General features: G+C 47.6%; 9 protein-coding genes. 6 read left to right on the top strand and 3 right to left on the bottom strand.

Translation table 11 applies throughout. The annotated features are described in order from the left end of the window. Positions 1-226 precede the first annotated feature (226 nt). The 3 genes from PRUB_RS10205 (at position 227) to PRUB_RS10195 (ending at position 4904) form a co-directional block, all read left to right on the top strand. On the top strand, positions 227-1180 hold the full coding sequence (locus PRUB_RS10205; RefSeq protein WP_010385742.1) for a heme-binding protein: 954 nt from the start codon (positions 227-229) through the stop codon (positions 1178-1180). A 220-nt stretch (positions 1181-1400) separates the two neighbouring features. Beyond that, on the top strand, positions 1401-2600 hold the full coding sequence (locus tag PRUB_RS10200) for an AraC family transcriptional regulator (RefSeq protein WP_081694318.1): 1200 nt from the start codon (positions 1401-1403) through the stop codon (positions 2598-2600). Positions 2601-2672: 72 nt separating this feature from the next. Next, on the top strand, positions 2673-4904 hold the full coding sequence (locus tag PRUB_RS10195; RefSeq protein WP_010385744.1) for a TonB-dependent receptor plug domain-containing protein: 2232 nt from the start codon (positions 2673-2675) through the stop codon (positions 4902-4904). A gap of 52 nt (positions 4905-4956) precedes the next feature. On the opposite strand, the gene dapD is transcribed toward PRUB_RS10195, so the two are convergent. From dapD to map, 3 genes are all read right to left on the bottom strand, one after another. Further along, positions 4957-5784: a 2,3,4,5-tetrahydropyridine-2,6-dicarboxylate N-succinyltransferase gene (gene dapD, locus PRUB_RS10190; RefSeq protein WP_010385745.1), complete on the bottom strand. Its 828-nt coding sequence runs from the start codon at positions 5782-5784 to the stop codon at positions 4957-4959. 11 nt (positions 5785-5795) lie between these two features. Continuing rightward, complete coding sequence (glnD, locus tag PRUB_RS10185) at positions 5796-8414, bottom strand: [protein-PII] uridylyltransferase (protein WP_010385746.1); 2619 nt, start codon at positions 8412-8414, stop codon at positions 5796-5798. 161 nt (positions 8415-8575) lie between these two features. Next, entirely contained in the window at positions 8576-9367 is a 792-nt protein-coding gene (map, locus tag PRUB_RS10180) for a type I methionyl aminopeptidase (RefSeq protein ID WP_010385747.1), read from the bottom strand. Positions 9368-9699: 332 nt separating this feature from the next. Between map and rpsB the strand changes: the two genes are divergently transcribed. The 3 genes from rpsB (at position 9700) to pyrH (ending at position 12332) form a co-directional block, all read left to right on the top strand. Further along, on the top strand, positions 9700-10428 hold the full coding sequence (rpsB, locus tag PRUB_RS10175; protein ID WP_010385748.1) for a 30S ribosomal protein S2: 729 nt from the start codon (positions 9700-9702) through the stop codon (positions 10426-10428). A gap of 161 nt (positions 10429-10589) precedes the next feature. Beyond that, positions 10590-11441, top strand: a complete 852-nt coding sequence (gene tsf / locus PRUB_RS10170) for a translation elongation factor Ts (RefSeq protein ID WP_010385749.1) — start codon at positions 10590-10592, stop codon at positions 11439-11441. Positions 11442-11591: 150 nt separating this feature from the next. Beyond that, positions 11592-12332: a UMP kinase gene (gene pyrH / locus PRUB_RS10165; RefSeq protein ID WP_010385750.1), complete on the top strand. Its 741-nt coding sequence runs from the start codon at positions 11592-11594 to the stop codon at positions 12330-12332. The last annotated feature ends 65 nt before the right edge of the window (positions 12333-12397 follow it).

Raw genomic sequence — 12397 nt, 5'->3', positions numbered from 1 at the left:
GCCCGCTTTTCTTTTTTATTCGTCTAAATGCTGATCTTGTACTAGCTTTCCATTGGGAGCGAGAGTCCTGACTCATGCGATTCTTTTCTGGTCAATGGCCAAGGTGTACTGTTTCTAATAAGAGCAGACTCTTCAGCTGGTGGTCCCGCCTCGTCACGCCCAATATACCTATTTTCTTTTTTCATGGTGCACTGGGTGCAATCAAGCAAGTATAAGGAACCATTTTATGTCGTCAGCTAAATCGCAGTTAGGGTTTGATCAGAACCAACGTAAAATTATTATCGGGGAACAGCAGGACTCTGAGCTAGGTCCTTTGTGTCATCTTCCTGGCACGTGGAAAAACACGGGTAATCTCGAAGGTCATGGCTGGAATATGATAGCTTTGCCTTTTGCAGCGGGTGAGCTGGATTATCGGCTGCTGATGAACCAATATGACGAAGAACTGACTTTCAGTCTGGTTGACAAGGGTGTGCCAAATCGGGGTATTCCGGAAGATCAATCCGTCGCCACGCTCGACTACACCCAAATCATTAACCAGATAGCTGCACAAGACTATCCACATTCCGGGCTAGAGGGTAAACCTGGACTGGCAATTCACCATGAACCCGGTCTGTGGTTACACATGCGTGATCAGTTAACGGATGATTTGGATATCGCCCGCCTGTCCAGTATTCCCCATGGCGATGCGGTGATCGCATTGGGTAAGAGTGCACACTCTCAGTCTGGTTTTGAGATACCCGCGCTGAATGGTTTACCCATAGGAGTATCGGGCGATATAGACACCAACCCTTATCTGGCACCCTATAAACACTTCAGAGATCAGCCTTTTGAAGGCCTGTTTGATCCAACCCAGGCAAATGCACTGCTGCAAAAAGCCATTGCCCCTTTACTGAGCGCAGGCAAAGTGAAAAATACCACTAAGCTGGAAGTGCGAACAACCGCGGCGTCGGGCTCTGTGAACAATATTCCGTTTGTCACGCGCCAGGCGAATGCCGCTGAAGTCCACTCCACATTTTGGATCTACGAATTAACGGAGACCGACCAAAACGGCAATCCGAAGCTTTGGTTACAGTATTCTCAGACCGTGATCCTGGACTTTTTCAATCGTAAAGACAGACCCGGCGAATTGATCCGCTGGCCACACATCAGCATCAATACGCTGGAAAAAGTGGACACCTGATAATCGCAGTCACTGCTGCTTGCTTTTGGTTTGCAGCAGTGGCGCTTTCTCGTCAGGTTACAGAGTCATCTGGATTCGGCGTTTAAAACGAGGTGGACAGATCCATTGTGTCTTGCAATTTAACCAATAAGGGAACACACTAGGCAAAAATAATTAACAATAAAGCCACAAGCGCATGGCGTAGTATACGCCGTAAGCTAACACCTTGGTTAGAATTAGCATGTTCACACTGGTCATATTATCTTTGGGTTGTCTTCATGGTCTGTATCTCAGTTACGAACTGATACGGAAGAATACAGCGAATGATGCAAACAGGATGCTTGCTTTGTGTATTCAGTGCTTTGTTGCACTGTTGTTTTTTATATTGCTTGATGAAAGTGGGGCGTTTTACTATTTGCCTCATCTGATAGGGTTTCAGGAGCCGCTGACCTTTCTGTTGGCACCGTGTTTTTACTACTACGTACTCAGACTAACATCACCTGCTTATATTCCGTTTAATCGCGTCCATTTGCTGCCGTTTGTGCTGGCACTGCTTTGTGCTATTCCTTTCTTTTTACTCGATGCACGCAGTAAATGGCAATTTTTGTATGGTGATATGTATGCCCCGAACCTGCCATCTTGGTACCTGACGGGGTTTGAAAATGTCTTCATTTTTGGTGCTATGGTGCAGGTTGCAGTGTACCTGCTATTTGCGTGGCGCAGGCTCAATGCTTACCAGATCCTGTCGGCCAATAACTTTTCGTCACTTGAACTGATCAACCTGAACTGGCTCAGACGCTTGCTCATTATGTTGCTATCGCTTTATGGACTGTGGTTCATTGACGAAGCGATAGAAGTGAATGCCATGGCGTGTATCGACCATGACAACGGATTTGGCTGTGAGTATGACTGGTTGATTGGCGAGCGTTGGTTCTTTTTCTCGGAACTGGGCGTAGTCATCTTTTTTTATTTGATGAGTTATTACGGCTTGCGCCAGCCCGAAATATTTATCCAAAACAATCAATATGTTGAACTTGATAAGCCGAACAACGAAAAATACTTAAACTCGGCACTGTCGGAATCACTGGCTGTACAACTCTGCAACCTGATTGAAGAGCAGGTGTTGGACGAAAAGCTGTTTCTTAATGCGGATTTAACGCTGCACGACCTGGCCTGTGCATGTGGTCATTCTCGGCACCATGTTTCTCAGGCGATTAATCAAAGTAAAAACATGAGTTTTTTCGATTTTATTAATCAACTCAGAGTGATGCATGCACAGCAGCTGCTGCTGTCTCAGCCAGACAGAAGCATTCTGGATATCTCTCTGGACAGTGGTTTTAATTCCCGCTCAGCGTTTTATGGGGCATTTAAACGCTATACCGAGTTAACACCAGGCGCATATCGAAAACAAAGTAAAATACTGGCAGAAAATATGTCCTGATCAGTCGGTCAGGACGACAAACAGTCCTCGCTGCGAAAGGATGTCATTGTTATTTCAATGGAGAAAACAACAATGACAAGACAAATACCCGTTCAGCAGGACAGGCTTTTACAACCGCGGCAATGGCCTTTTTTACTGCCCGGTGCGCCAGCAGATCATGGCACTTATCACGGACAATCAAACAATACGACCCAGATGCCAGCTAAGTATCTGACGCAAACATCCGGATCGCTGAGTGTTATGTTGATTTGTACTGCGTTGAACACAACCGTGGCACATGCCAATGCTTCACCGTCTGATCTGGAGCGCATTACGGTGACTGGCAGCCAGTATACGTTGGCTTCCCGGCACAATACGCACTTCCTCTCCAAAGAGCGTATCGAGTCGATGCCGCACATTGCTGATGATATTTTTCGGCTTATGCCCGCTTTACCAGGTGTCGCCGCTGGTGATTACTCAGCTAACTTTTTTGTGCGCGGAGGGCATTCGGATGAAGTACTCGTGTTACTGGATGGCCAGCAATTGTACCGGCCATTTCATATGAAAAGCTTCAACAGTGCGTTTAGCATTGTCGACACGGACAACGTAGGCGCAATGGATTTTTCCAGTGGCGGATTTACAGCACGCTATGGCAACAAAATGAGTGGTGTCATGGCAATTGAAAGCCTCTATGACATGCCGCAATACAAACACAGTCTGGGTGTAAGCTTCATTAATGCCAGAGCCGGATCGCAGGGCACATTTGACGACGATAAGGGCAGTTGGCTGGTATCGGTCAGACGCGGTTATCTTGATCTGGTACTGGACGCGGTAGAAGACGAATCGAATAAGTTTGAACCCATATATGCGGATTTGTTTGCCAAGGTCAGCTACGAGCTGACGGATACCCAGTCTTTGTCAGGGCACTTTCTTTACGCCTGGGATGATGAAATCCTTGATGACACCTTTACTGAATGGGATGGAGTCCGGGAATATCAGGTCCAGGAAAAGGTCAGTGGCGAGTACAGCAGTGCCTACGCGTGGGCGGTTTTGCACTCAGAATGGCGCGATAGTCTTAGCAGCCAGACGCTGTTGTCAGTCGCCAGAGTCGAAGAAGACCGCAGTGGCGGTCAATATGACCCGACCGAAGTGTGGCTTACCCTGGACGATAACAAGTTTTTTTATGCTTACTCACTGAAACAAGACTGGCAGTGGCGTGTCAGTGACAGTCATTATCTGGAATCCGGTTTTGAAGCCAAATACCTGGATGCAGAGTATGACTACTGGCTGGAGGCCTGGTACCAGGTAAATTATGATGGTGAAGATTACCGCCAGCAAAAAACACAGCTAACCGCATCCGGTAATGTGTTTGGTGCCTACATTAGTGACCGTTGGCGACTTAACCCTGACTGGGTAGCTGAGCTGGGTCTGCGCTGGGACCAGCAAGATTATTATGGGTTTACCAAAGCGCAATGGAGCCCACGAGTCGCGCTTTTGTATCAGCCAACAGACGCGCAGCGGGTTTCCCTGAGTGCCGGAGAGTACTACCAGCCCGAGGATATTCTCAGCTTGCAGGTCGCCGATGGTACCACTGAGTTTCATGGCGTTGAGAAAGCGCGTCATGTCATTTTATCTTATCAACATGCGCTGAGCCCGACCTTTCAATGGCGCGCCGAAGCATATCTGAAAAAACTGTCTCAGCTACGGCCCTGGTATGAAAATGCCTTTGATCTTTATGAATTCTTACCAGAAGGACAGGCCGACAGGTATCGGGTTGCTCCGGACTCAGCCAGAGTTAAAGGCATTGAGCTGAGTTTTCAGCACCACATTACTGCTCAATGGCAGTGGCAGGCGAGTTACAGCTGGTCTAACGCCCAGGACAGCATTAACGGGCGCTGGTATCCGCGCAGTTGGGACCAAAGGCACGCTGTTAAGCTGACGAGTCGTTATCAGTTTGATAGTGGCTGGCAGATAAGTGGGCTGGTGTATTTTCACTCCGGCTGGCCTATGACAGGCGAGTCAGGCCGCCTGGTAAAGAATACATCCAATGGAGGTTACGAAGTCCTGCGCAGCCTCAATGAGCGTAATCAGCTTGAATTGGGTAACTACAAACGCATTGATATGCGAATTCATAAAATCTATCCATTATCAAACAGTGAGTTAACCGTTTTCTTTGAAGTCTCTAACTTACTGAACTTTGACAATGAATGTTGTATTGACCGAACCAGCTACTCAGTAGATGGACAAGGAAAGTTACTCAAAAAGGAAGAGAGGGGACACTGGCTGCCGATTATTCCGTCGTTCGGGGTTAAGTGGGCATTTTAACTTTGGGGGAATAAAGCCCGGTTCATGCACCGGGCTGAAATCAGACTGTGGATCAGTCCTGAACTGAGCGAAGCAGGGCGTTGATGCCTACTTTTTCACGAGTTTGCTGGTCTACTTTCTTAACGATAATCGCCGCATACAGGCTGTGAGTACCATCTTTGCTTGGTAATGAACCAGGCACGACAACGGCACCTGCTGGAACACGGCCGTAGTGGATCTCGCCGGTTTCGCGATCGTAGATACGCGTACTTTGTGAAATATATACACCCATTGAAATTACTGCGCCTTCCTCAACAATGACCCCTTCAACAATTTCAGAGCGGGCGCCGATGAAGCAGTTATCTTCGATAATGGTCGGGTTAGCTTGCAATGGCTCCAGTACACCGCCAATGCCTACACCGCCAGAGAGGTGCACATTCTTACCGATCTGAGCACATGAACCGACGGTGGCCCAGGTATCAACCATAGTGCCTTCATCGACATAAGCGCCAATATTGACATACGACGGCATCAAAACCACATTTTTGCCAATGAAGCTACCCTGACGTGCAACGGCGTTGGGAACCACACGCATGCCGCCTTGTTGAAATTGCTCAGGTGTATAGTCGCTGAACTTTAGTGGCACTTTATCGAAAAACTGGTTTACTCCGTCATTCATAGGCTGGTTATCGCGAATACGGAATGACAGCAGAACCGCCTTTTTCAGCCACTGGTGTACAACCCATTCGCCGCTGACTTTCTCAGCAACGCGTGCTGCGCCTGAATCCAGTAAAGCCAGAGCATCAATGATGGCATTTTTAACCTGAGGTGATACATCACTGGGTGTGATGGTATCGCGTTGTTCCCAGGCTTGTTCAATTGTGGTTTTTAAATCCGACATAGTGTCCTCATTTATTCAGATTCTGCATTGAGTTTTTTCATCAGTGAGCGATGTAACGATGCTTTGGCATCTTCACTGAGACGTTGATAATCTTTGTCCGAGACCACAAAGAAATCCTCCGCGCGTTCGCCCACTGTGGTAATACGTGCGGCGTGAATGTGCAGTGAATGGACTTGAAAAACTTCGGCTATTTTAGTCAATAAGCCGGGAATATCCACTGCCTGGATCTCTATCAGGTTTCGGTCACTACGGGCGTGGGGGCGTACCACGACCTTAGGTTTAATATTAAAGTCTTTAAAACGCTGCGAGCGGTTCTTCTTCAGCCGGATTTTCTTCTTCGGATCGGTGAGGATCACTTCCAGGCTGCGGCGCAGAGTTTTAGCGCGGGTACCACTGATGGGGCGACCGTCTACTTCTAAAATGACAAAGCTAAAGACCACATAGCCATCTTTGGTCGTCAGTACCTGAGCATGCTGGATCTGGGCTTTTTTAGAGCCAATGACCGCCACCAGTTTGGCAAACAAACTGGCTTCATAAGGCGCATAAACAAACACCTGGGTACCGCCATGCATAGGCTGTTCTGATACAACCACACAAGGCTTGCTTAAGTCATCGCGTCCGAGCAGATATTCGGTTTGCCAGGAAATTTGCTGCTCGCTGAATGCGGTAAAATAGTTGGCTTTAAAGCGCGCCCAAATCATGTCTATCAGGTCTTCGCGATAGTCTTTATTGATCAGTCGCTGTTTTGCCTGTTGTTTCTTATCGCGGATCTGATCACGCATATCCATGGGGTTTTCCAGACCCAGGCGCAATGCCCGCTGCGTGAGCAAATAAAGCTCTCGCAATAAGGTGTTTTTCCAGTCATTCCAGAGGTTATCGTTGGTTGCTCGAATATCGGCAACGGTCAGACAATAGAGGTAGTCGAGCTGGCGTTCGTTTTTAATGCGCGAGGCAAATTCATTGATCACGTCGGGGTCATTGATGTCTTTACGCTGTGCTGTAACCGACATCAACAGGTGATTTTCAACTAGCCAGGCAACAAGTTTACAGTCTGAGGAAGAGAACCCGTGCATTTGTGCAAAGGCAGAAGCATCAACGGCCCCCAGCTCAGAGTGATCGCCGCCCCGGCCTTTGGCAATATCATGGAAGATACCCGCCAGATACAGTAGTTCAGGTTTATCCATGCGTGTGACGATTTCAGTACACAGCGGAAATTCGCCCTGATGCTCGTGGCTAAAATAGCGATAAATATTGTTGATAAGCTTGTGTGTGTGCTCATCTACGGTATAGGCATGAAACAAGTCGAACTGCATCTGCCCAAAAATATTTCGCCATTGTGGCAAGTAGGCGGCGATGATCCCATGCTTGTGCATCAGGGTAAATGCGCGGCCCATGCCGTTGGGGTGCTTTAGCAGGCGCATGAGCGCGTCACGGCACGCGGCATAATCTTGCAAGTCACCCAGCAGGCGTCGTCTGACCTGACGAACGGTGCGAATGGTGCTGGGATCGATGTCGGTAATTTCCGTGTTGTCCGCAATATGTTCAAACAATAAAATGAGATTTTCCCGGCGAAAGAACACCGACGGATTTTTCACCCGAATTTTATTACCAACACGCTCAAAGTGGTTATCGAGCGGGATCACTGTTTGTTCGCTTTGATCGGGCAAAATGCTCTGTTCAAAGTAGGCCAGCAGCATTTGGTTCATTTCACGCACCCGGCTCATGATCCGGAACAGGCGTTTCATCATGCGCTCAACGGACGCCTTGCCTTCGGAGCCAAATCCCAGCAGCTCAGCGGCATGCGGCTGGTAATCAAACAACAAGCGATTTTCACTGCGCCCGGCTGCCAGATGGAGTGCAAAGCGGATATTCCAGAGGTTCTCCAGGCATTCCAGCAGCTCCTGATACTCCTCGTGGGTCAGATAGCCATGACTGATCAGCTCTTCGAGTGTTTCTGCATGAAAGTGCTTTTTAGCAACCCAGAAAATGGTCTGAAGGTCGCGCAGGCCCCCCGGGTTTTCCTTGATATTCGGTTCAAGATTGTAAGCCGTACCATGGCATTTTCTGCGTCGCAGACGTTGCTCTTTGATTTTGGCGATGAAGAACTCATCTGACTGCCAGATGGGCGTTTCGACAATGTGGCTTTTCAGTCGTTCAAACTCAACGTGATTGCCGCAAATTAAACGACTTTCCAGCAGGCTGGTGGTGAAGTGCACATCTTCGCGTTTTTGTTCAAGCACCTGATCATGAGTTCGCACACTGTGGCCAATATCCAGATTGAGATCCCACAGCAAAGTCATGAATGACTCGAGAGACTCTGTCAGCTTAGGTCCGGGCTCTTGCTTGCACAGCAACAGAAAGTCAATGTCAGAGTACGGATGCAATTCGCCGCGGCCATATCCCCCCACACCAATTAGGGCCAGATCGGGGAATTGGGCCAGCCCGGTTTCGGTATAGAGCTTTATCAACAGTCGGTCAATAAACTCGGCCCGGGCATTGATCAGCTGTCTGACGGGTTGCTTGGAAAACTGGTTGTTCAGCCATTTATAAAAATAGGCCTGGCAGTTTTTGTAATCATTCAAGGTTTGCGCTTCGTCGAGAAGCGTTTTTACTTTGTTTGGTAGTGCCACCTGGGCTCCCTATGTTGCGCGCAAAACTCACAGCTCAGTTTTACACTAAGTCACAAAAAAATGCGAGGTTGTGATTGGCGAAGGGCGTTCAACTGGATGAAAAGGCAGCATAGCGGGTGGATGGCAACGCCACCGCGATGGTGGCGTTGGTATGGCAAGAATTAAGCGCTGTGCTCAATCACTCGCTCAATGGTGTCGTCGCTGCGCAATGTCAGGATCTCTACACCATTTTCTGTGACCAGCAGCGTATGCTCCCACTGTGCAGATAAGCTACGGTCTTTGGTTACCACGGTCCAGTCGTCTTTCAGCAGTTTGCAGTGGCGTTTGCCGGCATTGACCATAGGTTCAATGGTCAGGCACATACCTGCTTCAAGGGCTTCTCCGGTGCCTGCTTTACCATAGTGGACGATTTGCGGTTCTTCGTGGAATTCTGCGCCAATGCCATGGCCGCAATATTCACGGACGATAGAGTAATTAAAGCCTTCTGCATATTTTTGGATAGCAGCCCCGATATCACCAATGCGTACACCAGGCTTCACCATGCGAATACCTATGTACAGCGCTTCCTGAGTGACTTCGCTCAGGCGCTTGCCCTGAATACTGGGTTTGCCAACAAAAAACATCTTCGAGGTATCGCCGTGATAGCCATCTTTGATAACGGTCACGTCAATGTTGATGATGTCGCCATCTTTGAGTGGCTTGTCGTTTGGAATACCATGACAAATGACATGGTTTACTGAGGTACAAATCGACTTCGGGAAACCGTGGTAGTTAAGTGGAGCAGGCACTGCTTGCTGCACATCTACAATGTAGTTATGACAAATGGTGTTTAGCTCATCGGTCGTCACCCCTGGTTTGACATAAGGTTCAATCATTTCCAAGACTTCAGCGGCTAACTTACCGGCAACACGCATCTTTTCGATTTCTTCAGGGGTTTTGATCACTGCACTCATTGAGACTCCAAGTCATAGTTTCGACGCAACAACACCGGGCTAGTTTATGAACGATTTTTAGCCCAAACGTTGAGTTAATTTCTTTTATATGGTATAAAGCGCGCCGTCTTTTTACAAATAAATCTTTCGGCCTGGTGAGGCTCACAGGTTGTTTGTAACGAAGACAACACGAAATTTAATTTTAACACACACACATATCGACACATACACTTGGGTGCAGGCTCGGGACTAATAACCGGTTTACCTGATTATCGGGTAACCGAATTTTCGAACTTGTTGGTGTTATGGGATATGTGGAGGCCTAACCCTACTTAAATTAGAGGAAAATACAAATGGCAAACGTTTCAATGCGCGATATGCTTCAAGCTGGTGTTCACTTTGGTCACCAGGCTCGTTACTGGAACCCTAAGATGAAGCCTTTCATCTTCGGCGCACGTAACAAAGTACATATCATCAACCTGGAAAAGACTGTTCCTATGTTCAACGATGCACTTAAGTTCCTTTCGAACGTTGCATCTAACAAAGGTAAAATCCTTTTCGTTGGTACTAAGCGCGCTGCAAGCGAAGCAGTTAAAGAAGCAGCTATTCAAAGCGAGCAGTTCTACGTAAATCACCGTTGGTTAGGTGGTATGTTGACTAACTGGAAAACAGTTCGTCAATCAATCAAGCGTCTTAAAGACCTTGAAGCTCAAAGCCAAGACGGTACTTTCGAGAAGCTGACTAAAAAAGAAGCTTTGATGAAAACTCGCGAAATGGAAAAGCTTGAAAAGAGCCTTGGTGGTATCAAAGATATGGGCGGTCTTCCAGACGCTATCTTCATCATCGATGCTGACCACGAGCACATCGCTATCCGTGAAGCAAACAACCTGGGCATTCCAGTAGTATCTGTTGTTGATACTAACTCTAACCCAGACGGCGTTGACTACATCATCCCTGGTAACGATGATGCGATCCGCGCTATCCAGCTTTACACTGGTGCTGTTGCAACTGCTATCACTGAAGGTCGTGAAAGCAACATCGTTGCTCAAGCTGAAAGCGACGACTTCGTAGAAGCTGAGTAATAGATTACAAACCGTGCCACTGGCAACAATGTGTGCGGGTGGCCGGTTGTAACGCACTAAGCTGTCATCAAGTCTTCATCTTATTTTTCCGAAGACTTGATATTCTTTACAAGCGGTAATTCGCTTATCAAAAAACCGAATTCAGAATTGAGGATATTCTAATGGCTGTAACTGCTGCCCTAGTTAAAGAACTTCGCGAGCGCACTGGCGCTGGCATGATGGATTGTAAAAAAGCACTAACTGAAACTAACGGTGACATCGATCTAGCTATCGAAAACATGCGTAAGAGCGGTGCTGCTAAAGCGGCTAAAAAAGCTGGTAACATTGCTGCTGAAGGTACAATCCTTATCAAGCAAGGTGAAGGTTTCGCTGCACTTCTTGAAGTTAACTGTCAAACTGACTTCGTTGCTAAAGACGAAAACTTCCTGGGTTTTGCAAACACTGTTCTTGACGCTGCTACTGAAGCTAAGACAGACATCGAGACTTTGAAAGCTAAGTTCGAAGAAACGCGTGTTGCACTAGTTGCTAAAATCGGTGAAAACATCAACGTACGTCGCGTTGAGTACATCGATGGTGCAAACATCTCTGCTTACCGTCACGGCGACCGTATCGGTGTTGTTGTAACTGGTGAAGCTGACGAAGAAACGCTGAAGCACGTTGCAATGCACGTTGCTGCTTCTAAGCCTGACTACCTAAACCCAGAAGATGTACCTGCTGAGGTTGTAGAGAAAGAAAAAGCGGTTCAGGTTGAAATCGCAATGAACGAAGGCAAGCCTGCTGAAATCGCTGAGAAAATGGTTGTTGGCCGCATGAAGAAGTTCACTGGTGAGATCTCTCTTACTGGTCAGGCTTTCATCATGGAGCCTAAGAAGTCTGTTGGTGAGTACCTGAAAGAAAAAGGTGCTTCTGTTTCTTCATTCATTCGCCTTGAAGTAGGTGAAGGTATCGAGAAGAAAGAAGAAGACTTCGCTGCTGAAGTTGCTGCTCAAATCGCGGCTGCTAAAGGCGAATAATCACGCTTAGGTGATTAAGTGATGCAAAAGCCCCCTCGAGATGAGATTTGCTTTTGCGTCACTGCACAAAATTCTCTAAAATAACCGCGCATTTATGTCTTTCATAAGCGCGGTTATTTTGTATCTCACTTTTAATTTGGCCCGGAAATTATGACTATCAATCGAAAACCTGTTTTTAGACGCGTTCTTCTTAAACTTAGCGGCGAAGCTTTGATGGGAGATGAAGGCTTTGGAATCGATCCTAAAGTATTGGATCGTATGGCCCAAGAAATAAAAGAACTTGTAGAACTCGACGTAGAAGTGGGTTTGGTTATCGGCGGCGGTAACTTCTTACGTGGCGGCTCGTTAGCCGAAGCGGGCATGAATCGCGTAGTGGGCGATCACATGGGCATGCTGGCAACTGTGATGAATGGCCTGGCAATGCGCGATGCGCTGCACAGAGCATTTGTGAATGCACGTCTGATGTCTGCCATTCCTCTGAATGGTGTTTGTGATGCGTATAACTGGGCGGAAGCAATCAGCTTACTGAAATCAGGCCGTGTGGTTATCTTCTCTGCGGGTACCGGTAACCCGTTCTTCACAACTGATTCAGCGGCTTGTTTGCGCGGTATTGAAATTGAAGCTGACACTGTTATCAAAGCGACCAAAGTAGACGGCGTATTCAGTGATGACCCAGTGAAAAACCCGGATGCAGAATTACACCGTCACCTGACGTACAATGAAGTGATTGAAAGAGAATTAAAGGTGATGGACCTGGCGGCATTTACGCTGGCCCGTGACCACAACATGCCTTTGAGCGTATTCAACATGAACAAGCCTGGCGCATTAAAGCGGGTTATCATGGGTGAAGAAGAAGGTACGTTAATCAGTACACAACCAGCTGCAGAGTAAGCGCTCTGGCGCATTGGCTGGCTACACCAGCAACTTAACCTGCAAGCTGAGTCCGATTAATACAG

Source organism: Pseudoalteromonas rubra (assembly GCF_000238295.3).
Taxonomy (GTDB): domain Bacteria; phylum Pseudomonadota; class Gammaproteobacteria; order Enterobacterales; family Alteromonadaceae; genus Pseudoalteromonas; species Pseudoalteromonas rubra.
Note: the sequence above shows the minus strand (reverse complement) of the source record. Positions and strands in the feature narration are given on the sequence as shown.

Excerpts from the sequence above, each read along its gene's own strand:
- map (WP_010385747.1), bottom strand. The coding sequence starts at position 9,367 with ATGAGTGCAGTGATCAAAACCCCTGAAGAAATCGAAAAGATGCGTGTT.
- PRUB_RS10205 (WP_010385742.1), top strand. The coding sequence starts at position 227 with ATGTCGTCAGCTAAATCGCAGTTAGGGTTTGATCAGAACCAACGTAAA.
- PRUB_RS10200 (WP_081694318.1), top strand. The coding sequence starts at position 1,401 with ATGTTCACACTGGTCATATTATCTTTGGGTTGTCTTCATGGTCTGTAT.
- dapD (WP_010385745.1), bottom strand. The coding sequence starts at position 5,784 with ATGTCGGATTTAAAAACCACAATTGAACAAGCCTGGGAACAACGCGAT.
- pyrH (WP_010385750.1), top strand. The coding sequence starts at position 11,592 with ATGACTATCAATCGAAAACCTGTTTTTAGACGCGTTCTTCTTAAACTT.
- rpsB (WP_010385748.1), top strand. The coding sequence starts at position 9,700 with ATGGCAAACGTTTCAATGCGCGATATGCTTCAAGCTGGTGTTCACTTT.
- tsf (WP_010385749.1), top strand. The coding sequence starts at position 10,590 with ATGGCTGTAACTGCTGCCCTAGTTAAAGAACTTCGCGAGCGCACTGGC.
- PRUB_RS10195 (WP_010385744.1), top strand. The coding sequence starts at position 2,673 with ATGACAAGACAAATACCCGTTCAGCAGGACAGGCTTTTACAACCGCGG.